19 protein-coding genes are annotated in these 22,084 nt (G+C 61.7%); 13 read left to right on the top strand and 6 right to left on the bottom strand.

Features of this window, described 5'->3' with window-relative positions:
* Positions 1-189: 189 nt before the first annotated feature.
* Positions 190-1,407, bottom strand: coding sequence for a bifunctional glutamate N-acetyltransferase/amino-acid acetyltransferase ArgJ (gene argJ / locus M0814_RS07700; RefSeq protein ID WP_103485167.1), 1,218 nt, complete (start codon positions 1,405-1,407; stop codon positions 190-192).
* 134 nt (positions 1,408-1,541) lie between these two features.
* Positions 1,542-4,277, bottom strand: a complete 2,736-nt coding sequence (secA, locus tag M0814_RS07695) for a preprotein translocase subunit SecA (protein ID WP_103485168.1) — start codon at positions 4,275-4,277, stop codon at positions 1,542-1,544.
* A gap of 307 nt (positions 4,278-4,584) precedes the next feature.
* On the opposite strand from secA, the gene M0814_RS07690 reads away from it, so the two are divergent.
* A complete protein-coding gene (locus M0814_RS07690; RefSeq protein ID WP_003227565.1) occupies positions 4,585-5,040 on the top strand; it encodes a DciA family protein in 456 nt (151 codons plus the stop codon).
* 127 nt (positions 5,041-5,167) lie between these two features.
* Here M0814_RS07690 and M0814_RS07685 read toward each other — a convergent pair whose 3' ends face one another.
* Entirely contained in the window at positions 5,168-6,655 is a 1,488-nt protein-coding gene (locus M0814_RS07685; RefSeq protein ID WP_003227567.1) for a helicase HerA-like domain-containing protein, read from the bottom strand.
* 186 nt (positions 6,656-6,841) lie between these two features.
* Between M0814_RS07685 and M0814_RS07680 the strand changes: the two genes are divergently transcribed.
* The 4 genes from M0814_RS07680 to M0814_RS07665 all read left to right on the top strand — a co-directional run bounded on the left by M0814_RS07680 (position 6,842) and on the right by M0814_RS07665 (position 11,837).
* Positions 6,842-8,731 carry a methyl-accepting chemotaxis protein gene (locus M0814_RS07680; RefSeq protein WP_003227569.1) on the top strand — a complete coding sequence of 630 codons (1,890 nt, stop codon included), beginning with the start codon at positions 6,842-6,844 and terminating at the stop codon, positions 8,729-8,731.
* A 250-nt stretch (positions 8,732-8,981) separates the two neighbouring features.
* Entirely contained in the window at positions 8,982-10,073 is a 1,092-nt protein-coding gene (locus M0814_RS07675) for a glycosyltransferase family 1 protein (RefSeq protein WP_177434690.1), read from the top strand.
* Entirely contained in the window at positions 10,066-10,842 is a 777-nt protein-coding gene (locus tag M0814_RS07670; protein WP_103486327.1) for a polysaccharide deacetylase family protein, read from the top strand. Before M0814_RS07675 ends, M0814_RS07670 begins: the two co-directional genes overlap by 8 nt.
* Positions 10,839-11,837, top strand: a complete 999-nt coding sequence (locus M0814_RS07665; protein ID WP_103486328.1) for a lysylphosphatidylglycerol synthase transmembrane domain-containing protein — start codon at positions 10,839-10,841, stop codon at positions 11,835-11,837. Before M0814_RS07670 ends, M0814_RS07665 begins: the two co-directional genes overlap by 4 nt.
* On the opposite strand, the gene M0814_RS07660 is transcribed toward M0814_RS07665, so the two are convergent.
* Together M0814_RS07660 and purU are read right to left on the bottom strand one after the other, a co-directional pair.
* Positions 11,821-11,997, bottom strand: coding sequence for a hypothetical protein (locus M0814_RS07660; RefSeq protein ID WP_177434683.1), 177 nt, complete (start codon positions 11,995-11,997; stop codon positions 11,821-11,823). The two genes, M0814_RS07665 and M0814_RS07660, sit on opposite strands and share 17 nt — an antisense overlap.
* An 88-nt stretch (positions 11,998-12,085) precedes the next feature.
* Positions 12,086-12,934, bottom strand: coding sequence for a formyltetrahydrofolate deformylase (purU, locus tag M0814_RS07655; protein WP_003227580.1), 849 nt, complete (start codon positions 12,932-12,934; stop codon positions 12,086-12,088).
* 68 nt (positions 12,935-13,002) lie between these two features.
* Between purU and M0814_RS29075 the strand changes: the two genes are divergently transcribed.
* Complete coding sequence (locus tag M0814_RS29075) at positions 13,003-13,137, top strand: hypothetical protein (protein WP_256615953.1); 135 nt, start codon at positions 13,003-13,005, stop codon at positions 13,135-13,137.
* Positions 13,138-13,272: 135 nt separating this feature from the next.
* Positions 13,273-13,650, top strand: coding sequence for a histone-like nucleoid-structuring protein MvaT (gene mvaT, locus M0814_RS07650; RefSeq protein WP_003227581.1), 378 nt, complete (start codon positions 13,273-13,275; stop codon positions 13,648-13,650).
* A gap of 103 nt (positions 13,651-13,753) precedes the next feature.
* Here the strand turns inward: mvaT and sbcB are convergent, their stop codons facing one another.
* Entirely contained in the window at positions 13,754-15,184 is a 1,431-nt protein-coding gene (gene sbcB, locus M0814_RS07645) for an exodeoxyribonuclease I (protein ID WP_103486329.1), read from the bottom strand.
* Positions 15,185-15,365: 181 nt separating this feature from the next.
* On the opposite strand from sbcB, the gene M0814_RS07640 reads away from it, so the two are divergent.
* Genes M0814_RS07640 through M0814_RS07615 form a run of 6 tightly spaced genes read left to right on the top strand, consistent with a single transcriptional unit; the run spans position 15,366 to position 22,082 of the window.
* Positions 15,366-16,091, top strand: coding sequence for an RDD family protein (locus M0814_RS07640; protein ID WP_103486330.1), 726 nt, complete (start codon positions 15,366-15,368; stop codon positions 16,089-16,091).
* Positions 16,088-17,065: a stage II sporulation protein M gene (locus M0814_RS07635; RefSeq protein ID WP_103486347.1), complete on the top strand. Its 978-nt coding sequence runs from the start codon at positions 16,088-16,090 to the stop codon at positions 17,063-17,065. Before M0814_RS07640 ends, M0814_RS07635 begins: the two co-directional genes overlap by 4 nt.
* The gene (locus M0814_RS07630; RefSeq protein WP_103486331.1) at positions 17,052-18,596 is read left to right on the top strand and encodes a DUF4129 domain-containing protein; all 1,545 of its coding nucleotides are present in this window, start codon (positions 17,052-17,054) and stop codon (positions 18,594-18,596) included. The genes M0814_RS07635 and M0814_RS07630 overlap by 14 nt, the downstream gene beginning before the upstream one ends.
* Positions 18,593-19,756: a DUF4350 domain-containing protein gene (locus tag M0814_RS07625; protein WP_103486332.1), complete on the top strand. Its 1,164-nt coding sequence runs from the start codon at positions 18,593-18,595 to the stop codon at positions 19,754-19,756. Before M0814_RS07630 ends, M0814_RS07625 begins: the two co-directional genes overlap by 4 nt.
* Positions 19,753-20,754, top strand: coding sequence for a MoxR family ATPase (locus tag M0814_RS07620; protein ID WP_103486333.1), 1,002 nt, complete (start codon positions 19,753-19,755; stop codon positions 20,752-20,754). The genes M0814_RS07625 and M0814_RS07620 overlap by 4 nt, the downstream gene beginning before the upstream one ends.
* Positions 20,751-22,082, top strand: a complete 1,332-nt coding sequence (locus tag M0814_RS07615; RefSeq protein WP_103486334.1) for a DUF58 domain-containing protein — start codon at positions 20,751-20,753, stop codon at positions 22,080-22,082. The genes M0814_RS07620 and M0814_RS07615 overlap by 4 nt, the downstream gene beginning before the upstream one ends.
* Positions 22,083-22,084: the final 2 nt, after the last annotated feature.

Below are 22,084 nucleotides of genomic sequence, written 5' to 3'. Positions count from 1 at the left end.
GTTCACAAAGGTTGTGTACACCTGAAAACCCTGTGGGAGCGGGCTTGCTCGCGAAGAGGCCGGCACATTCAACATTGATATTGCCAGACACAACGTCATCGCGAGCAGGCTCACTCCCACATTGGATAGTGTTGTCACAAACCCCTGTGGGAGCGAGCCTGCTCGCGAAAGAAGCGACCCGGTCTTGGATCAGGTGCGGTACTCGGCGTTGATCTTCACGTACTCATGCGACAGGTCGGTGGTCCAGATGGTTTCGCTGCAATCGCCGCGACCCAGTTCGATGCGGATAGTGATCTCTTCCTGCTGCATCACCGCCGAGCCTTGCGCCTCAGTGTAGGTCGCTGCGCGCGCGCCACGGCTGGCAATACACACATCGCCGAGGAACACGTCGATCTTGCTCACGTCGAGGTTCGGCACACCGGCACGGCCGACAGCGGCCAGAATCCGGCCCCAGTTCGGGTCGGAGGCGAACAGCGCGGTCTTGATCAGCGGCGAGTGGGCCACGGTGTAACCGACGTCCAGGCATTCCTGATGATTGCCGCCGCCGTTGACTTCAACGGTGACGAACTTGGTCGCGCCTTCGCCGTCACGCACGATGGCCTGGGCCACGTCCATGCACACTTCGAACACCGCCTGCTTCAGCTTGTTGAACAGCTCGCCTTCAGCGCGGGTGATTTCCGGCAGCGCAGCCTTGCCGGTGGCAATCAGCATGCAGCAGTCGTTGGTCGAAGTATCGCCATCGATGGTGATGCGGTTGAACGACTTGTTCGCACCGTCGAGCATCAGATTGTGCAGCACATCGCGGGAGACTTTGGCGTCGGTAGCGATGTAGCCGAGCATGGTCGCCATGTTCGGGCGGATCATGCCTGCACCTTTGCTGATACCGGTGACGGTGATGGTCACGCCGTCATGCTGGAACTGGCGGCTGGCACCCTTGGGCAGGGTGTCGGTGGTCATGATGCCGGTGGCGGCCGCTGCCCAGTTGTTTTCCGACAGGTCATCCAGTGCGGCTTGCAGTGCGCCTTCGATCTTCTCGACCGGCAGTGGCTCGCCGATCACGCCGGTGGAGTACGGCAGGATCTGGCTGGCATCGACACCGGTCAGCTCGGCGAGTCTGGCGGTGGTGCGCTCGGCAGCCGCCAGGCCCGGCTCACCGGTACCGGCGTTGGCGTTACCGGTGTTGGTCAGCAAGTAACGCACGTCGTTCTGCACACGTTTTTTCGCCAGGATCACCGGCGCGGCGCAAAAGGCGTTCAACGTGAACACACCGGCCACGGTCGAACCTTCGGCGCAGCGCATCACTACCACATCCTTGCGCCCAGGGCGCTTGATGCCGGCCGAGGCAATACCGAGTTCAAAACCGGCAACCGGGTGCAACGTTGGCAAAGGACCAAGACCAACAGCCATGAATGCGCTCCTTACTCAATGATGTCAGCACCGCTTCCTGCTGTTTTCGACAAGAAGGCGGCGGATTAAATGGCAAAACGCCGCGACGGCAGGAGCCGGTCGCGGCGCGGGTATTTCAGCGATTGAAACGGGGTTTACTGGATCTGCCCGTGGCAATGCTTGAATTTCTTGCCCGAACCGCAGTAGCACAGTTCGTTGCGGCCCAGCTTCTGCTCGTTGCGAACCGGAGCGGTGGCGAGGGCCACATCGACCTCTTCACCCAACACTTCCGGTTGATCCAGACCAGGGGCCTCGGCGTGTTCGAACTGCATGCGGGCGGCCAGTGCTTCGGCTTCCTGACGCAGGCGTTGCTCTTCGGCTTCCGGATCTTCGCGGCGAACCTGAACGTGCGACAGCACACGGATCGAGTCGCGCTTGATCGAATCCAGCAGCTCGGAGAACAGCGTGAACGACTCGCGCTTGTATTCCTGCTTCGGGTTCTTCTGGGCGTAGCCACGCAGGTGGATGCCGTGACGCAGGTGATCCATGGTCGACAGGTGGTCTTTCCACAGGTCGTCGAGAACGCGCAGGACGATCTGCTTCTCGAACGAGCGCAGTGCTTCGGCACCGGCCTGATCTTCTTTCTCGTTGTACGCGGCCATCAGCTCGACCATCAGCTTCTCGCGCAGCGTCTCTTCGTACAGGTGATCGTCTTCGTCGAGCCATTGCTGGATCGGCAGTTTCACCCCGAAGTCGCTTGCCAGCGAAGCTTCCAGACCGGCCACGTCCCACTGCTCTGGCAGCGATTGCGGCGGAATGTGTGCGCTGACGGTGGCGTTGAGCACGTCCTGACGGAAGTCGGCGATGGTTTCACCGATGTTGTCGGCGGCCAGCAACGTGTTGCGCATGTGATAGATCACTTTACGCTGCTCGTTGTTGACGTCGTCGAACTCGAGCAGTTGTTTGCGAATGTCGAAGTTGCGACCTTCAACCTTGCGCTGCGCCTTCTCGATCGCGTTGGTCACCATGCGGTGCTCGATCGCTTCGCCCGGCTGCATGCCCAGGGCTTTCATGAAGTTCTTCACCCGGTCAGAGGCGAAGATGCGCATCAGGCTGTCTTCCAGCGACAGGTAGAAGCGGCTGGAACCGGCGTCGCCCTGACGACCGGCACGGCCACGCAGTTGGTTGTCGATACGACGGGATTCATGACGCTCGGAGGCGATGACCTGCAGACCGCCGGACTCCAGCACTTGCTGGTGACGCTTCTGCCAGTCGGCCTTGATCTGGGCGATCTGCTCGGGGCTCGGATTTTCCAGCGCCGCGACTTCCACTTCCCAGTTACCGCCCAGCAGGATGTCGGTACCACGACCGGCCATGTTGGTGGCGATGGTCAGGGCTCCCGGACGACCGGCTTGCGCGATGATCTCGGCTTCTTTTTCGTGGAACTTGGCGTTCAGTACCTTGTGCTCGATGCCTTCCTTGTTGAGCAGGTTGGACACGTGCTCGGAGGTTTCGATGGTCGCGGTACCCACCAGAATCGGACGGCCCTGGGCCATGCCTTCCTTGATGTCATTGATGATCGCCGCGTATTTCTCTTCGGCGGTCAGGAACACCAGGTCGTTGTAGTCTTTACGCGCCAACGGCTTGTTCGGCGGAATGACCATGACCTGCAGGCCATAGATCTGGTGGAATTCGAACGCTTCGGTGTCGGCGGTACCGGTCATGCCGGACAGCTTGGTGTACAGACGGAAGTAGTTCTGGAACGTGGTCGAGGCCAGGGTCTGGCTCTCGGCCTGAATGTTCAGACCTTCCTTGGCTTCGATGGCCTGGTGCAGGCCTTCGGACAGACGACGACCCGGCATGGTACGACCGGTGTGTTCGTCGACCAGCACGACCTGGCCGTCCTGCACGATGTATTCGACGTTGCGATGGAACAGCTTGTGCGCACGCAGACCCGAGTAGACGTGGGTCAGCAGACCCAGGTTATGCGCCGAGTACAGGCTCTCGCCTTCGGCCAGCAGGCCGACGCCGGTGAGCATTTCTTCGATGAACTGGTGACCGGCTTCGTTGAGTTCGACCTGACGGGTCTTCTCGTCGATGGTGTAGTGACCGGCCTTGGTGACCTGGCCTTCGACTTCTTCCACATGCAGTTCCAGCTGCGGGATCAGTTTGTTGATCTCCATGTACAGCTTGGAACTGTCCTCGGCCTGACCGGAAATGATCAGCGGGGTACGGGCTTCGTCGATGAGGATGGAGTCGACTTCGTCGATCACGGCAAAATTGAGTTCGCGCTGGAATTTCTCTTCCATGCTGAACGCCATGTTGTCGCGCAGGTAGTCGAACCCGAATTCGTTGTTGGTACCGTAGGTGATGTCGGCAGCGTAGGCGGCGCGCTTTTCTTCCGGCGGCTGGAACGGCGTCACGACGCCAACGGTCAGGCCGAGGAATTCGTAGAGCGGACGCATCCAGTTGGCGTCACGGCGGGCCAGGTAGTCGTTCACGGTCACAACGTGCACGCCCTTGCCGGACAGCGCGTTGAGGTAAACGCCCAGGGTTGCCACGAGGGTTTTACCCTCACCGGTACGCATTTCGGCAATCATGCCTTCATGCAAGGTCATGCCGCCGATCAACTGGACGTCGAAGTGGCGCATGCCCATGACGCGCTTGCCCGCTTCACGGGCGACCGCGAAGGCTTCAGGCAACAGCTTGTCGAGGGATTCCCCTTTGGCGATACGGGCCTTGAACTCATTGGTCTTGGCGCGCAATTGATCGTCCGAAAGGGCCACCATTTGCTCTTCGAAGGCATTGACGAGCTGCACCGTCTTGAGCATGCGTTTGACTTCACGCTCGTTCTTGCTTCCAAAAAGTTTCTTTAACAAAGGCGCAAACATATCGGCAGGATCTTCCACACTAAAGGGATGGAGGGCGGCCCCGTGAGTCGCCCGTGCAGCCCTCATGGCCGCATGCGAACGAGCATTCTACCCGGAAACGGTGGTGAGGAAAGTGGCGATATTCCACGATGCTGGCACTGCGCTTTGACGGGGCTCACTTAAAATAAGGGCGTTTTGCTCAACTTCAACCCATCAAGGGACGAAGTTAGTCGTTGATTTAATGGGTAAAGCAGGGACAAAAGCAATGGGCGAGTGGTTCCGTTGCTTTCTGCTACCATGGCGCTTCTGTTACTTCAGGTGTTCGAACATGGCATTTCGCCCCCTTACAGCCAGGGCACCCGCCGCTCTGCTTCGCGAAGCCAAACCTCTCAAGGCTCTGCTCGGCCACGCCCAACGCCTGGGGCATCTGCAGCGCCTGCTCGAAAGCCAGCTGCAACCTGCCGCCCGCGAACATTGCCACGTAGCCAAGTGGCGCGAAGGCCAATTGACGCTGGTGGTGACTGACGGGCACTGGGCGACGCGCCTGCGCTACCAGCAAAAACGCCTGCAACGCCAACTGCAACTGTTCGAAGAATTCGCCAACCTGACGCGCATCCAGTTCCGCGTGCAACCGCCGCTGGTCCAGCGCCGGGCAAGCGGACACTCGATGGATCTGTCGACGGATGCCGCGCAGACCATTCAGTCAACAGCGGACGGGATCAGCGATCCAGGCCTGCGTGCGGCACTTGAGCGCCTGGCGGCACACGCCAAAGACAAATCCTGATCTCAATCCAGAAAACTGCCACTTATCCAATGTGGGAGCGGGCTTGCTCGCGAAGGCGTCCTTCCAGTCAACATTCTTGTTAACTGGCAGACCGCTTTCGCGAGCAAGCCCGCTCCCACAGTTTGGCTCAACGCCGTTTGCTGCCACCGAGCAACGAGCCCATCAAGCCGCGCACCAGTTGTTTACCCAGATTATTCGCCGCCTGGCGCATCGCCGACTTCAGCGCTTGCCCCGCCGCCGTCCCCAGAAACTCCCCGGCACGATCGGCCAGGCTCGGTTCCTCGGCTGCCGGCTTGCCGGCCGGTGTTTCTGCCGGCGGCGCCAGATCCTTGCGGCCCATCAGGATTTCGTACGCCGACTCACGATCGATCGGCTTGTCATAACGGCCCTTGAACGGCGAACCGGCGATCAGCATCGTGCGCTCGGTTTCGCTCAACGGCCCGATCCGCGATTGCGGCGGTGCCACCAGCACACGCTGGACCATTTCCGGTGTGCCCTTCTCGGCAAGCGTACCGACCAACGCTTCGCCGATGCCGAGCTCCGTCAGCACCGACAAGGTGTCGAACGCTGGATTTGGCCGAAAACCATCCGCCACCGCACGCAGGGATTTCTGTTCCTTGGCAGTGAACGCGCGCAAGCCGTGCTGGATCCGCAGACCGAGTTGCGCCAGCACGCTGTCCGGCAAATCACTCGGCGACTGAGTAACGAAATACACCCCGACGCCCTTGGAGCGGATCAATCGCACTACTTGCTCAAGCCGATCCTGCAACGCCTTGGGCGTATCGCCGAACAACAGGTGCGCCTCATCGAAGAACAGCGCCAGCAGCGGTTTGTCGGCATCGCCGCGCTCCGGCAGCTGCTCGAACAACTCGGCCAGCAGCCACAGCAGGAACGTCGCGTAGACCTTCGGCGCTTCGTGGACCAGGCGGCTGGCATCGAGCAGATGAATGCGCCCACGGCCATCGGCGGCCGGTTGCAGAATGTCTTCCAGTTGCAGCGCCGGTTCGCCGAACAAGGCTTCAGCGCCCTGCTGCTCCAGAGTCGCCAGCCGACGCAACAGCGCCTGACTGGAACCGGTGGTCATCAGCGCGGCGTCTTCGCCGAGCAGCTGCGGGTTGTCCTTGAGGTGATTGAGCAGCGCCTTGAGGTCTTTCAGGTCCAGCAGCAACAGGCCTTCGCGGTCCGCTACTTTAAAGGCCGCGTACAGCGCGGCCTGCTGGCTGTCGGTCAGCTCCAGCAGGCTGCCGATCAGCAACGGGCCCATTTCACTCAACGTGGTGCGCAACGGATGACCGGATTCGCCGTGAATGTCCCACAACGTCACCGGATAGGCCTGCGGCTTGTAATCGAGCCAAGGCATGCCGGCGATGCGCTCGGCCACCTTGCCCTGCGGATTGCCGGCAGCGCCCAGGCCACACAGATCGCCCTTGATGTCAGCGGCGAACACCGCGACGCCGGCATCACTGAACGCTTCGGCAAGACGCTGCAAAGTCACGGTCTTGCCGGTCCCGGTCGCACCGGCGATCAGCCCGTGGCGGTTCGCCAGGCGCATGGCCTGAGCAATCGGTTGCCCCGCCAGATCGGCGCCGATAACGAGTTGCGATGTGTCAGGCATTTTGTCACCTATGGTTAATCTTTAATCCGGTATGGCCGATAGATAAAGGCGAGAACCTGACTGAAAAGTCGGTCGGACATTTCCCTAAGGAGAGTCGGAAATATCAGTTTGTTTCACCCTTGCCCATATTGCGCGCCTTTATAAAAGCACGCCCAGGACATTAAGACCTTAGCGGAACCCCAAGCCATGAACAAAAATCTGCGCTTCAGCCATAAAATTTTGCTTGCCGCCGCCCTGATCGTCATCGCCGCTTTCGCCTCGTTCACGCTGTACAACGACTGGCTGCAACGCAACGCGATCCGTGCTGACTTGAACAACTATCTCAACGAGATGGGCGAAGTCACTGCCGATAACATCCAGACCTGGCTCAATGGACGCATTCTGCTGGTCGAGAACGCCGCCCAGAATATCGCCATCAATCCGGAACCCGCCAACGTCGCCAGCCTGCTGGAACAGAAATCCCTGACCTCGACGTTCATGGCCACTTACCTGGGCGATGCCACGGGTCACTTCACCATCCGCCCGGACGTAAAGATGCCGGACGGTTTCGATCCACGGGTGCGCCCTTGGTACAAAGGGGCCGAGAGCAGCAGCGCGTCGACCCTGACCGAACCGTACATCGACGCCGCCACCGGGCAGTTGATCATCTCCATCGCCACCGCCTCGAAAAAGGCCGGCCAGAGCGTTGGCGTGGTCGGCGGTGACCTGAGCCTGCAAACCCTGGTCGACACCCTCACCGCCCGGGACTTCTCCGGCATGGGCTACGCGTTCCTGGTCAGCGCCGACGGCAAGATCCTGGTGCACCCGGACAAGGCACTGGTGATGAAATCACTGAAAGAAGCCTATCCGCAGGACACCCCGCGCATCAGCAGCGACTTCAGTGAAATCACCGTCGATGGCAAGACTCGCATCGTCAGCTTCACCCCGATCAAAGGCCTGCCGTCGGTCAACTGGTACATCGGTTTGTCGGTGGACAAGGACAAAGCCTTCTCGATGCTCAGTGAGTTCCGCACCTCGGCGGTGATTGCCACGGTGATTGCGGTGGTCATCATCATCGCGCTGCTGGGCATGCTGATTCGCCTGCTGATCCAGCCACTGCACGTCATGACCCGCGCCATGGAAGACATCGCTGACGGTGAAGGCGACCTGACCAAGCGCCTGACCATCGTCAATAACGATGAATTCGGTGTGCTGGGTACCGCATTCAACCGTTTCGTCGAGCGTATTCACGGCTCGATCCGCGAAGTGTCGTCGGCCACCGGGCAAGTCAACGAGGTCGCGCTGCGAGTGGTCGCGGCGTCCAACTCGTCGATGTACAACTCCGATCAGCAAGCCTCGCGCACCAGCAGCGTCGCCGCCGCGATCAATCAACTGGGCGCCGCCGCCCAGGAAATCGCCCGCAACGCCGCGCAAGCGTCGAACCAGGCCAGTGACGCTCGCGGCCTCGCCGAAGACGGCCAGCAAGTGGTGGATCGCAGCATCAAGGCGATGAATCAACTGTCGAGCATGCTCAGCGCCTCCAGCAGCAACATCGAGTCGCTGAACAGCAAAACCGTGAACATCGGGCAGATTCTGGAAGTGATCACCAGCATCTCCCAGCAGACCAACCTGCTGGCGCTCAACGCCGCGATCGAAGCGGCGCGTGCCGGTGAGGCCGGACGCGGCTTTGCCGTGGTCGCCGACGAAGTGCGCAACCTGGCGCACCGCACCCAGGAATCGGCGCAGCAGGTGCAGACCATGATCGAGGAGCTGCAGGTCGGCGCCCGTGAATCGGTGAGCACCATGAGCGACAGTCAGCGCCACAGCCAGGACAGCGTGGAAATCGCCAACCTCGCTGGCGAACGCCTCAACAGCGTGACCCAGCGCATCGGCGAGATCGACGGGATGAACCAGTCGGTAGCGACCGCGACCGAGGAACAGACCGCGGTGGTCGAGTCGATCAACGTCGACATCACCGAGATCAACACGCTGAACCAGGAAGGCGTCGAGAACCTGCAGGCAACCTTGCGCGCTTGCTCGGATCTGGAACAGCAGGCTTCGCGTCTGAAGCAGTTGGTCGGTAGCTTCAGAATTTAAGGCGCTGCCACTGGCCTCTTCGCGAGCAAGCCCGCTCCTACATTGGATCTTCGGTGTTCACACATTGTGAGTTCCACCAAAAACCACTGTGGGAGCGGGCTTGCTCGCGAAGGCATCCTGTCAAACACCACAACCCCTCACTGACACTCCCCCCGCGCAATCCCGACCGAACATCTATTCTGGATAAAGGTCAACCAAGGGAGAGCAACACAGCGGAGGGTTCGTCATTGTGCACATCGCCGACATCACCATGTTCTACGCCCCGGCCAGCGGCGGCGTACGCACCTATCTGGACGCCAAGCATCGTCGGCTGGGCGTCAAACCGGGCATTCGCCACAGCCTGCTGATCCCCGGCGCACACTTTAGTGAACACGATGGCGTCTACACGGTGCCCGCGCCTGCACTGCCGTTTGGCAAAGGCTATCGCTTCCCGCTGCGTCTGGCGCCGTGGCGCAATGTCCTGCAGGATTTGCAGCCCGACCTGATCGAAGTCGGCGACCCGTACCTGACTGCCTGGGCAGCGCTGGATGCACGGCGCCAACTGGATGTGCCGGTGATCGGCTTTTATCACTCGGATCTGCCGCTGTTGGTCAGCAACCGCATGGGCCATTGGGTCACGCCGAATGTCGAGGCGTATGTCACCAAACTCTACGGCAATTTCGACCGGGTGCTGGCGCCGAGCCAGGTCATGGCCGACAAACTCACCGGGCTGGGGGTGCGCAATGTCTTCGTGCAGCCACTGGGGGTGGATCTGCAAACCTTTCACCCCGACGCCCGCGACAACGGTTTGCGCGCCGAACTGGGGATTGCCGAAGACACCCGTCTGCTGATCTTTGCCGGGCGCGGCTCCAAAGAGAAGAACCTGCCGGTGCTGCTCAAATGCATGCGACGCCTCGGCCCGCGCTATCACCTGTTGCTGGTCGGCTCATCGATGCCCGCCGTGGTCCCGGACAATGTCAGCGTGATCGACGGGTTCTGCCCGGCCGCCACCGTGGCGCGATTAATGGCCAGCGCCGACGCCCTGCTGCATGCCGGCGATCAGGAAACCTTCGGTCTGGTGATCCTCGAAGCCATGGCCTGCGGGATTCCGGTGGTCGCAGTGGCGGCCGGGGCGTTCGAGGAAATCATCAACCAGGACTGCGGCTTGCTGTGTGCACCGAACAACCCACAAGCCATGGCCAATGCCGTGCGCGAACTGTTCAGTCGCGGCTGCGTGAACCTCGGCCAGCAGGCGCGGCAACACGTCGAACGGCATTATTCCTGGGACAGTGTGGTCGACAGCCTGCTCGGTCATTATCACGCGGTCCTCGGCCATTCCTGGCCTCGGGTGGCCAATGGCTGATCCCCTGAACCGCCGCGCCGTGTTGCTGGTGCTGCACGACGTAGCACCGTCGACGTGGGCGGATTATCAGCCATTCGTCGAAGCCGTCGATGCGCTGGGCGGCGTGCCGATGACCTGGCTGGTGGTACCGAATTTCCATGGGCGCGATGCTCTTGAAGCGCATCCGGCGTTCTGTCGCAGGCTCGGCGAGCGGGTGGCCGGTGGCGATGAACTGGCCTTGCACGGTTTTTACCATGACGACCGCGAGCCGGCACCGACCACGCCCCGCGACTGGTTCATGCGCCGGATCTACACCCACGAAGGCGAGTTCTATCACCTGTCCCGCGAAGCCGCACTTGCGCGACTGCGTGCCGGTATCGAGTTGTTCCAGCGCTACGACTGGCCATTACACGGTTTCGTCGCCCCGGCCTGGCTGATGAGCGAGGGTACGCGCCAGGCCTTGCGCGAGTTGCCGTTGCACTACACCAGCGATCCGCAGCATCTTTATTGCCTGCCGGATTTCACCTCGATCGATGCTCCCGGTCTGGTGTGGAGCGCCCGCAGCGCCTGGCGTCGTGGCCTGTCGAAAGTCCTCAGCGACCAACGCGAGCAGCGCTGGCGTCAGGCCCCGGTGATTCGCCTCGGCCTGCACCCGGTGGATATGCGCTACCGTTACTCGCGAAACTACTGGCTGCAAACCCTCAAACGCCTGCTCGCCGAAGGACGCGTGCCGATGACCAAGATTGACTGGCTGGCGCAACAGCGCGGGCAACTCGGGCACGCCGCATGAGCCGCGGCATTCTGTTGTTGATCGGCCTGCTCGCGGCGCTGCTGATTCCGCTGCTGCTCGGTGGCAATGAAATCTGGTCGCGCCTGCAAAGCTTTCCGCTGCCATGGCTGCTGGTGCTGTTCGGCATGATCCTGCTCTGCTGGGGTATCAACACCCTGCGCTTGCGGCTGTTACTGGGCGATCAACGAGATCGCGTCTCACCGCTGAAGAGTCTCGGGGTGGTGATGGCCGCCGAGTTTGCCTATTGCGCCACCCCCGGTGGCAGCGGCGGTCCGCTGACCATCATGGCCCTGCTGGCCCGTTGCGGGGTGCGCCCGGCGCGGGGCAGCGCGGTGTTTGCGATGGATCAGTTGAGCGATCTGCTGTTCTTTCTCTGCGCCTTGAGCGCGATTCTGATCTACGCGCTGTTCCAGCACCTGAGCGACCGTATGGAATGGCTGCTGATGGTCAGTGCCGTGTCGTTATTCGGCGGTCTGATCGGTTGCGCGCTGTTGGCGCGCTATCATCGCGCGCTGATTCGCCTGAGCGGGCGCCTGTTGGCCCGCATGAACGTCGAACACAGCACCCGCCGACGCTGGGCGCGCAAGCTCTTGCACTTTCTTGCAGCGTTCACCGATACCCTGAAATTGCCGTGGCAGACCTTGAGCAAAGTGTTTGCGTTGACGTGCGTGCATTGGCTGCTGCGTTACAGCGTGCTGTATCTGGCGCTGCGCGGGCTGGGTGCGGACTTGCAGTGGGCCTGGAGCTTTCTGGTGCAGATGCTGTCGCTGGGCGCGGGCCAGTTCACGCTATTGCCGGGTGGCGCAGGCGCGGCGGAATTGACCTCGGCGGCACTGCTGGCGCCAATGGTCGGCAAATCCACAGCGGCGGCGGCAATCCTGATCTGGCGGGCAGTGACGTTCTATTTCTATCTGCTGGTGGGTGGCCCGGTGTTTGTGCTGATGCTGGGACGACCGTTGCTCAAGAAATTGATGAAAGTCAGACAGGCTTCTTAGGTTCGTCCAGCTGTTCCTTCATTTGCTCCCATAACTCGGCAGCCCCGGGAAACTCTGTCCCGTCCTCCGGCGTCATGTCTTCGGGATCATATCTGCTCAGACACCCCTCACCCACGGTGGCCGGCGCTTTGGAAGTGGCTTTGTCCAGTGGATCGCTCATGGGCAGTTCCTCAGGGATGAAATGAAAAAGGGTCTGGACGATTGAACGCCCAGACCCTTGATTTTTCAACCGCAGACTTTCAGACCGATCAGAACACCACGGTCTTGTTGCCGTGCACCAGCACGCGGTCTTCGAGGTGATAGCGCAGACCACGGGCCAACACCATCTTCTCGACGTCACGGCCGAAACGCACCATGTCTTCGATGCTGTCGCTGTGGCTGACGCGTACCACGTCCTGCTCGATGATCGGGCCGGCATCCAGCTCTTCGGTCACGTAGTGGCAGGTCGCGCCGATCAGCTTCACGCCGCGCAGCGACGCCTGATGGTACGGCTTGGCACCGACGAACGACGGCAGGAAGCTGTGGTGAATGTTGATCACCTTGTGTGCGTATTCGCGGCACAGCGCAGGCGGCAGGATCTGCATGTAGCGCGCCAGCACCACCACTTCGGCGTCGTGCTGCTTGACCAGACGCGACACCTCGGCGAACGCCGGCTCCTTGTCCTGCGGGTTGACCGGGACATGGTAATAAGGAATGCCGTGCCACTCGACCATGCTGCGCAGGTCATTGTGGTTGGAAATCACGCAGGAGATTTCGCAATCGAGCTCGTCGCTGTGCCAGCGGTGCAGCAAGTCGGCCAGGCAGTGGGATTCGCGGCTGGCCATCAGCACTACGCGTTTCTTCTGCTCGGTATCGGTAATGCGCCAGTCCATCGAGAACTCTTCGGCGATCGGCGCAAACTTCTCGCGCAGTACTTCAATACCGAACGGCAGCGAATCGGCACGGATCTCGTGACGCATGAAGAACCAGCCGTTCTGATTATCCGAGTGGTGGCTCGCTTCGGTGATCCAACCGTTGTGGGATGCCAGAAAGTTACTGACTTTGGCAACGATGCCAACGCGGTCAGGGCAGGAAATCACCAACCGAAAGGTGCGCATGGGGGAAAAACTCCAGAACTTCGCAAAGGCGGCCATTCTAGCGACTGCGCGCGGAAACTGCAGTATTGATGACCGATTCCCCCGAGACGGCGCGACTCAAGGCGTCCGATCGTCCGGCGCGCCAATGTGATGGCACTGCCGTGACGCTGTTCGAGCAGATAATTGTGAATAATCGTGATGAATGCATCACATTATTTAAATGACCATTCAATTTACCGGTTATTTCACGTAACTAATTCAAATAAAAAATCCGGTTAAATGTTTACTTGATGAAACAGCCTGACTATTATTGCGGCACTGTCCCCTGCCATTCAACACATCCGCATAAGGTAGTTACCATGTCCTTGATCAACGAATATCGCGCCACCGAAGAAGCAATCAAAGAGCTGCAAGCCCGTTTGAAGAACCTGTCGCAAGACGACAAACTGCAAGCCGAGCTGGAATTCGAAGGCAAACTGCGCACCCTGATGGGCGAATACTCCAAGTCCCTGCGTGACATCATCGCCCTGCTGGATCCGGAATCGAAAACCAAAGGCACCCGTGGCGCCGCAGTAAAAACTACCGGCACCAAGCGCGCGCGCAAAGTTAAACAATACAAAAACCCGCACAACGGCGAAGTCATCGAAACCAAAGGTGGCAACCACAAGACTCTGAAAGAGTGGAAAGCCAAGTGGGGCGGTGACGTGGTTGAAGGCTGGGCTACCCTGCTGGGCTAAGCCGCAACGCCTGCCGCAGACTGATTCTGCGGCCCATGAAAAACGCCAGCATACGCTGGCGTTTTTTTATGCCCGGCATTTCATGGGCACACTATGTTCGATTTCAAAGATTCAAACGTTTGCGCAATGCCTCGACATAATTCTGCCACTCATTGAGCACTTGATTCTGTATCGGCGTAGCACTAAGCGCCCATTGCTGCGCGGCCTCGGCAAAAGATTGCAGGGTATTAGGCGCGCCCATTTGCGGCTCGGACAAACGCTGCTGACAGAATATTCTCCAGCGTTCTTGCTCCTCGGAATTCAACGTATCGGGAAAGTTGCGTGCGCGATATCGAAAGAGTAATTCCGGCAGACGTTCATCATCGAACGGCCAGTGTTCTTGCGCTAATTGTGCCGGATCCGCCGTCCTCACTTGCTCACATAGACGCCGGTCACGATCACCGATAAATCCATCGTACAACTGCTGTTCCGGATCTTCGCTCGGCGTGAAGTCTTCGCTGGCGTAAATCGCCGCGACTTTATCTTTCCATACTTGTTGTGCGTCACTTAGCCGCAGCGCACGTGCCTGATACAGCGCCATGTCCAGGCCCAGGCGCTGCTGATCGTCGGCGCGCAATACCGACAACGGCGCCACCACCGGGCAGCGATTGATGTGAATCAGTTTCAGCGGCACCGGCAGTTCACTCTCGGCGAGGTCGTCGCGGCGGGTGTACAGGCGCTGGCGCAGGGTTTCGGCGTCCAGATCCAGCAAGCCTTGCGGATCAAGGTGCAGGTCACAGACGATCAGCGCATTGCGATTGCGCGGATGCCAGGCCAATGGCAGCACCACACCGACATAGTGCCGCGCCGCCGAAAAGCGTCCGGAGATATGCACCAGCGGCTGCAACAGACGAATCTGATCCATGACCTTCTGCTTGCTGCGCAGTTGAAACAGCCAGTCATACAACTTCGGCTGTTTCTCGCGGATCAACCGCGCCAGCGCGATGGTGGCGCGCACGTCCGACAGTGCTTCGTGCGCATGCCCATGGTCGATATGGTTGGCGGCCGTCAGACGTTCGAGCTTGAGGGTGACCTTGCCTTCGTCATCGGTCGGCCAGACCAGGCCATCCGGGCGCAACGCATACGCGGCACGCACCACATCGATCAGGTCCCAGCGACTGTTGCCGCCCTGCCACTCGCGGGCATACGGGTCGAAGAAGTTGCGGTACAGGCTGTAGCGGGTCATCTCGTCGTCGAAACGCAAGGTGTTGTAACCCGCGCCGCAAGTGCCGGGCGCCGCCAGTTGTGCATGCACACGGGTCATGAAATCGGCTTCGCTCAGGCCGTGCTCGGCGAGTTGCCCCGGGGTAATGCCGGTGATCGCGCAGGCCGCCGGGTGCGGCAGGATGTCTTCGCTGGGCTGGCAGTAGAGGTTGACCGGTTCGTCGATTTCATTGAGGTCGTGGTCGGTGCGAATCCCGGCGACCTGCAGCGGGCGGTCGTTGCGCGGATTGATGCCGGTGGTTTCGTAGTCGTACCAGAAGATTGAAGTCACGGGCGGTTCCTGAACTGAAGATCGGCAAAGTCTAGGCGTTGAACCCGCATCGCGGCCAGCGCTGTGTCATTCAACCCGCGCGCACCACACGATGTGCAATACATAGTGATGTCGTTTTCCCCCAAGAGGCTGCTAGCATCGGACAGACCTCGCCTCCCGATCCGGCCCCATCAGGTAGCCCATGCTCGAGAACACAGCAGCGCCACGGAAAGCACCGCTGAACCCGCCACTCGATAGCCGCTATCAAGTGGAAACCCCGGAGGGCATCGACCTGCCGTTGCGCCCGGCCGGCCTGATGGTGCGCAGCCTCGCCTTCGGCATCGACCTGGGCATTCGCGGAGCCATCCTCGGCGTGCTGTTCCTGTTGCTGGCGTTTCTCGGTCAGCTCGGCATGGGCCTGGGTTCGCTGCTGCTGTTTGCCGTCAGTTGGTGGTACATGGTGCTGTTCGAAGTGCTGCGTCAGGGCCGTTCGCCGGGCAAGCAATGGATGGGCCTGCGGGTGATTCACGATGACGGCACACCGATCGGCTGGTCGGCCTCGCTGCTGCGCAACCTGTTGCGTTTCGTCGACCTGCTGCCGTTCGGTTATTTCCTCGGGGCGATCAGTTGCCTGCAGCACCCGACCTTCAAACGCCTGGGCGACATCGCCGCCGGCACCCTGGTGGTCTACAGCGAACGCCCACTCGCACGCCCGCAACTGCCCGACGCCCAGCCGCGTCGCTCGCCCGTCCCGCTCACCCTCAGCGAACAACGCGCCCTGCTCGCCTTCGCCGAACGCCAGGGCGAACTGTCGCCAGCGCGGGTCAACGAGCTGGCCGCTCTGCTCGCCCAGCCGCTGCACATCTCGGCGCCCAAAGCGGTCAGCGAACTCAACGGTATCGCCCGCGGCTTGTTGGGGCCGACATGAAGCAGAGTCTTTTCGAAACTCGCCACAAGGCCGAATGGGAGCGCTTCACGCTGGCGCTCGAACGCCTCGAACATGGCAAGGACACCTCGCAAGTGGCCACTTTCCCCAAGGCTTATCGACGCCTCTGCCAGCATCTGGCGCTGGCACAGGAGCGCGGCTACAGCAGTTTTCTGACCGACTCGCTGCAACAACTGGTGTTGCGCGGCCATCAGCAGCTTTACCGGCACCGCAGCCGCTTCGGCGCCAACCTGCTGGGTTTCATCCTCGCTGACTTCCCCCGGCTGGTGCGCGCCGAATGGCCCTTTGTGCTGGCCGCCGGCCTGGTGTTTTTCGGCAGCCTGATCGGTTTTGCCTTGCTGGTGTATGCCTTTCCTGAACTGGTCTACAACCTTATCCCCGCCGAACAGGTGCGCGAGATGCAGAGCATGTACGACCCGGTGGCCGGGCACCTCGGGCGTTCGGCCGAACGGGCAGCCAGTGAAGACTGGGTGATGTTCGGCTACTACGTGATGCACAACATCGGCATCGCCTTCCAGACCTTCGCCAGCGGTTTGCTGCTGGGCGTGGGCAGCGCGTTTTTCCTGCTCTATAACGGCTTGATCATCGGTGCGGTGGCCGGGCATCTGACTGAAATCGGTTTCGGGCAGACGTTCTGGTCGTTCGTGATCGGCCACGGGGCTTTCGAGCTGAGCGCCATTGCCCTGGCGGGTGCCGCCGGCCTGAAACTCGGCTGGGCGTTGATCGCGCCCGGACGCCTGACGCGCGGTGAAGCACTGAAAACCGCCGCGCACACAAGCGTGCTGCTGGTGTGCGGGGTCATGCTGTTCCTGCTGATCGCGGCGTTCATCGAAGCGTACTGGTCGTCGCGGACCGGGGTTACACCGCCGATCAAATATGCGGTCGGTGCCGCGTTGTGGATCGCCGTGGCGGCCTATCTGCTGTTCGCCGGAAGGACCCGCCATGCGCCTGAGTGATGCCACTGTAGCGATCCGCCCGCGCAGCACCTGGGAAGCCATGGACCTGGGCGTGCTCATGAGCCAGCAGCATCGTCGGCTGCTGATGACCAGTTGGGCCATCGTCACCCTGCCGCTGTTCGTCGTGCTCAGTCTGCTGCTGTGGGATTCGCCGTCGCTGGCGATACTGATTTTCTGGTGGCTGAAACCGGCCTACGAACGCCTGCCGCTGTACATCCTGTCCAAGGCCCTGTTCGGCGAAACGCCCACTCTGAAACAGGCCCTGCGCGAATTTCCGCGGCAGCTCAAACCACAACTGCTGGCCAGCCTGACCTGGCGCCGCCTGAGCCTGAGTCGAAGCTTTCTGCTGCCGGTGGTGCAACTCGAAGGCCTCGACGGCACCGCTCGCCAGCAACGCTTGCAGGTGTTGCTGCAACGCAATGCCGGCGCCGCGCAATGGCTGACGATCATCGGCATGCATCTGGAGACCGCGCTGTGGATCGGCCTGATGGTGCTGTTCTACATGCTGCTGCCACAGCAGATTGAAACCGACTGGGACTGGCAATCGCTGATCCTCGACGCCGATCATCATTGGCGTTTGCTGGAACACCTGACCAACGCCTTCTACGCCCTGGTGCTGGTGGTCTGGGAACCGATTTATGTCGCCTGCGGTTTCAGTCTGTATCTGAACCGGCGCACCGCACTGGAAGCGTGGGACATCGAGTTGGTATTCCGTCGTTTGCGCCAGCGTTTGAACAGCAGCGCTCTGGGTCTGCTGCTGGCGGTCTGTCTGTGGCTGCCGGCGGTGCCATCGGTGTGGGCGGATGCCCCGGCCAACGCCCCGGAGGCGCCACGCCTGCTGCACCAACCGCTGACCAGTCAGGCTGCGCACGACAGCATCAAGGCGCTGCTCGAACAACCGCCGTTCAAGAACAAGGAAAGCGTGACCCGCTACCGCTTTGGCGACGACCCGGCCACCCCGGCCGAGGGCAAACCCGGCGAGCCACCGCAATGGCTGAAAACCCTGCTCGGCTGGCTCGACGGTCAACGCTTCAATGCCTTGGCGGTGTTGATCGAGGTGCTGCTGTGGGGCGCGTTGCTCACGGCCGTCGGCTGGCTGATCTGGCGCTATCGCGAGTTTCTGCGCACCTTCGTCAGTCGCCGGGCGAAGTTGCCCACCCGCGTCAGGCCACCTGCGCCGCAACAAGCATTTGGTCTGGACCTGACCCCGCAATCCTTGCCCGACGACATCGCCGCCAGCGCCGAACAACTCTGGCAGACCCAGCCGCGCGCGGCGCTGGGCCTGCTCTATCGCGGCTTGCTCAGCCGTCTGCTCCAGGATTTTGCCCTGACCTTGAAACCTGCCGACACCGAGCATCAGGTGCTGCTGCGGGTCGAGCAATTGCAGCGCCCTGAACTGCTGGCGTTCAGTCGCACCCTGACGCTGCACTGGCAGAACATGGCCTACGGGCACCGCGTGCCGGCGGCACATCTGCAACAGGAACTGTGTGACGGCTGGCGCGCCTTGTTCGAGCAGGGAGCGCGCGCTTGAACCGGCGCAACGCGTGGCTGCTCGGCGGGCTGATTGTCGTCCTGCTCGCGGCGTTGAGCGTTTATCTGTACCTCAAGGCGCGGCCCTATCAGGAAGTGATCGATCACGGCCCATCGCCCCAGGCACAGGCCAATCCTTATCTGGCGGCGGAAATGTTTTTGCGCGAGCGCGGCCTCAACGTCGGCCACGCCGAAACGCTGGCGGTGCTGCCCGACATTGATCCGCGTCGGCACACCCTGCTGTTGTTCGGCGAACGTTCGCGCATGACCCCGCGGCAGGTCGATCAGGTATTGAACTGGGCGCGCGCCGGTGGGCGCCTGGTGTTCGTCGCCGAAGCCCTGTGGGATGAGCAGGCCAGACAAAGCGCTGACCTGTTGCTGGACCGGGTGCAGTTGCACCAGTCCCTGAGCAAGGATCTCAAGGAGCCGCCGGCGGAACTGGCCGATGATCCGTACCCGAACCTGACCAAACTTTATCTGGAAGACGAGGACGCGCCGGCCTACGCCGGTTTCGACACCGCGTTCCATCTGGAAGACCCGAAGAATCTCGCCCAGGCCTGGGCCAACAGCGCCAAGGCCACGCACATGATGCAACTGGCGTACGGCCTCGGCTCGGTCACCGTGGTCACCGATGCCGAGCTGTGGAAGACCCCGGCCATCAGCAAACACGACAACGCCTGGCTGCTCTGGTACCTGAGCGCCGACACCGACGTCACGCTGATTTTCAACACGCTACACGAGGGGCTGCCGAGCTTGCTCTGGCGTTACTTCCCGCAAGCCATCGTCGCCCTGCTGGCGCTGATCGGTCTGGCCCTGTGGCACCTCGGTGTGCGCCACGGGCCTTTGCAGGCACGCGCTCAGCGTGGCCGTCGCCAGTTGCAGGAACACCTGCGCGCCAGTGCCGATTTCATCCTGCGCCACAACGGTCAGCACACGCTGTTGCAAGCCCTGCAACAGGACGTGCTGCGCCGCGCCCGCCGCCGGTATCCCGGTTTCGACCAATTGAACGTGGCCGAGCAATGGCTGGTGCTGTCGCGCCTGACCCGTCAGCCGACCCGCGCCATCAGCCAGGCCCTGAGCCCGGTGTCGAAACAGCGCATGAGCAGCGCTGATTTCAGTCGCCAGGTGGCCCACCTGCAAACCTTGAGGAACACGCTATGAGTGAACAGATCGAGCCCGGCAGCGCCAGCCACGCCGCCCAGCAACGCCAGCGTGCCAGCCAGTTGGCGCAAGCGGTGCGCGGCGAATTGCAGAAGGCCCTGATCGGCCAGAACAGCGTGATCGACGATGTGCTGAGCGCGCTGATCGCCGGCGGCCACGTGCTGCTCGAAGGCGTTCCGGGGCTGGGCAAGACCTTGCTGGTGCGGGCGCTGGCACGTTGTTTCGGCGGCGAGTTCGCGCGCATCCAGTTCACCCCGGACCTGATGCCCAGCGACGTCACCGGCCACGCGGTATACGACCTGCACACCGAGCAGTTCAAGCTGCGTAAAGGGCCGCTGTTCACCAACTTGCTGCTGGCCGACGAGATCAATCGCGCCCCGGCAAAAACCCAGGCGGCGTTGCTCGAAGCGATGCAGGAGCGCCAGGTCACCCTCGAAGGCCGGGCGCTGCCGATCGCCCAGCCGTTCATGGTGCTCGCCACCCAGAACCCGATCGAGCAGGAAGGCACTTATCCATTGCCGGAAGCCGAGCTCGACCGCTTCATGCTCAAGGTGCGTATGGATTACCCGGAGGCCGAGCAAGAGCTGAACATGGTGCGTCAGGTCAGCCGCTCGACCCGCGCCGACATGCTCGACGTGCAGCCGCTGCGCACCGTGTTGCAGGCCAAGGACGTGCAAGCCCTGCAACGCATCGCCAGCGACTTGCCGATCGACGATCAAGTGCTGGATTACGCGGTGCGCCTGGCGCGCAGCACCCGCTCCTGGCCAGGCCTGACCCTCGGTGCCGGGCCGCGTGCCTCGATTGCGCTGGTGCGTTGCGCCCGCGCCCGGGCGTTGCTGCGCGGCGGCGAGTTCGTGATTCCCGATGACATCAAGGGCTGCGCGCTGGCAGTGCTGCGCCATCGCGTGCGGGTTGCGCCGGAACTGGACATCGAAGGTCTGCCGGTCGATCAGGTGCTGCAGCAATTGCTCGACCAAGTGCCGGCGCCGCGCCTGTGAAACCGTCACGCCTGCTGCTGATCTGGCTCGCTGTTCTGCTGGCCGGCGGCACGCTGCTGGGCACCGTGCAGGCGCTCGACATCCCGACCCCCGCCAGCCTTTCGGCGATCAACTGGGGCTTGCTCCTGGCTCTGCTGGTGCTGGCGATCATCGATGCGTTACGCCTCAGGCACTTGCCCTCGCCGCGGATCAAACGCCAGATGCCCGGCAGTCTGGCACTGGGTCGCTGGAGTGAAGTACGGCTGCAGGTCAGTCACGATTTCACTGAGCCGGTCGCGTTGAAGATGTTCGACCACGTGCCACAGGGTCTGAGTTTCGAAAACCTGCCGCTCCCGGTCGAGCTGCAACCCGGACAATTCAGCGAGGTCGGCTACCGCTTGCGTCCGCTCAAGCGCGGTCACTTCACCTTCGGGCATTGCGAAATCAATCTGCCCAGCCCCTTCGGCTTGTGGACAGGCCGACGCCTGCTGGAAGTGAGCAGTGATATCCGCGTCTACCCGGACTTTGCAAAGCTCTACGGCGGGCAATTGCTGGCGGTGGACAACTGGCTGAGCCAGCTCGGCGTACGTCAACGCCAGCGTCGTGGCCAGGGCCAGGAGTTTCATCAGCTGCGTGAATTCCGCGAAGGCGACAGCCTGCGCCAGATCGACTGGAAAGCCACCGCCCGCCAGCGCACGCCGATTGCGCGCGAGTACGAGGACGAGCGCGACCAGCAGATCATGTTCCTGCTCGACTGCGGCCGACGCATGCGCAGTCAGGATGACGAGCTGGCGCATTTCGACCATGCGCTCAACGCTTGCCTGCTGCTCAGCCACGTGGCACTGCGCCAGGGCGATGCGGTGGGGTTGTGCACGTTCGCCGTCGATCAACCGCGTTATCTGGCGCCGATCAAGGGTTCCAGTCAGCTCAAGGTCCTGCTCAATGCCGTCTACGATCTCGACAGCAGTCAGCGTCCTGCTGACTATTCAACGGCGACCCATCATCTGTTGGCCCGCCAGAAGCGCCGGGCGCTGATCATTCTGCTGACCAACCTGCGTGACGAGGACGACGAAGATCTGCTCGCCAGCGTCAAACGTCTGAGCCAGCAGCATCAAGTGCTGGTGGTCAGTCTGCGCGAGGAAACCCTCGACCGCGTGCGCAATTCCCCGGTTCAGACGCTGCCCGAAGCCCTCGCCTACTGCGGCACCGTGGACTACCTCAATGCCCGGGCCGAACTGCATGAGCGCCTGGCCGCTCACGGCGTGCAGGTACTGGATGTGCGCCCCGGCGAGTTGAGCACGGGGCTGGTGAACCGCTATCTGAGCTGGAAGCGTGCCGGCGTTATCTGATC

Source organism: Pseudomonas sp. MWU12-2020 (assembly GCF_023100605.1).
GTDB lineage: Bacteria > Pseudomonadota > Gammaproteobacteria > Pseudomonadales > Pseudomonadaceae > Aquipseudomonas > Aquipseudomonas fluorescens_H.
This window is presented reverse-complemented; position numbering and strand designations above follow the sequence as displayed.

What these genes read in the sequence shown, in the direction of transcription:
- argJ (WP_103485167.1), bottom strand. Translation starts at nt 1,407, where the DNA reads ATGGCTGTTGGTCTTGGTCCTTTGCCAACGTTGCACCCGGTTGCCGGT.
- secA (WP_103485168.1), bottom strand. Translation starts at nt 4,277, where the DNA reads ATGTTTGCGCCTTTGTTAAAGAAACTTTTTGGAAGCAAGAACGAGCGT.
- M0814_RS07690 (WP_003227565.1), top strand. Translation starts at nt 4,585, where the DNA reads ATGGCATTTCGCCCCCTTACAGCCAGGGCACCCGCCGCTCTGCTTCGC.
- M0814_RS07685 (WP_003227567.1), bottom strand. Translation starts at nt 6,655, where the DNA reads ATGCCTGACACATCGCAACTCGTTATCGGCGCCGATCTGGCGGGGCAA.
- M0814_RS07680 (WP_003227569.1), top strand. Translation starts at nt 6,842, where the DNA reads ATGAACAAAAATCTGCGCTTCAGCCATAAAATTTTGCTTGCCGCCGCC.
- M0814_RS07675 (WP_177434690.1), top strand. Translation starts at nt 8,982, where the DNA reads ATGTTCTACGCCCCGGCCAGCGGCGGCGTACGCACCTATCTGGACGCC.
- M0814_RS07670 (WP_103486327.1), top strand. Translation starts at nt 10,066, where the DNA reads ATGGCTGATCCCCTGAACCGCCGCGCCGTGTTGCTGGTGCTGCACGAC.
- M0814_RS07665 (WP_103486328.1), top strand. Translation starts at nt 10,839, where the DNA reads ATGAGCCGCGGCATTCTGTTGTTGATCGGCCTGCTCGCGGCGCTGCTG.
- M0814_RS07660 (WP_177434683.1), bottom strand. Translation starts at nt 11,997, where the DNA reads ATGAGCGATCCACTGGACAAAGCCACTTCCAAAGCGCCGGCCACCGTG.
- purU (WP_003227580.1), bottom strand. Translation starts at nt 12,934, where the DNA reads ATGCGCACCTTTCGGTTGGTGATTTCCTGCCCTGACCGCGTTGGCATC.
- M0814_RS29075 (WP_256615953.1), top strand. Translation starts at nt 13,003, where the DNA reads ATGACCGATTCCCCCGAGACGGCGCGACTCAAGGCGTCCGATCGTCCG.
- mvaT (WP_003227581.1), top strand. Translation starts at nt 13,273, where the DNA reads ATGTCCTTGATCAACGAATATCGCGCCACCGAAGAAGCAATCAAAGAG.
- M0814_RS07640 (WP_103486330.1), top strand. Translation starts at nt 15,366, where the DNA reads ATGCTCGAGAACACAGCAGCGCCACGGAAAGCACCGCTGAACCCGCCA.
- M0814_RS07635 (WP_103486347.1), top strand. Translation starts at nt 16,088, where the DNA reads ATGAAGCAGAGTCTTTTCGAAACTCGCCACAAGGCCGAATGGGAGCGC.
- M0814_RS07630 (WP_103486331.1), top strand. Translation starts at nt 17,052, where the DNA reads ATGCGCCTGAGTGATGCCACTGTAGCGATCCGCCCGCGCAGCACCTGG.
- M0814_RS07620 (WP_103486333.1), top strand. Translation starts at nt 19,753, where the DNA reads ATGAGTGAACAGATCGAGCCCGGCAGCGCCAGCCACGCCGCCCAGCAA.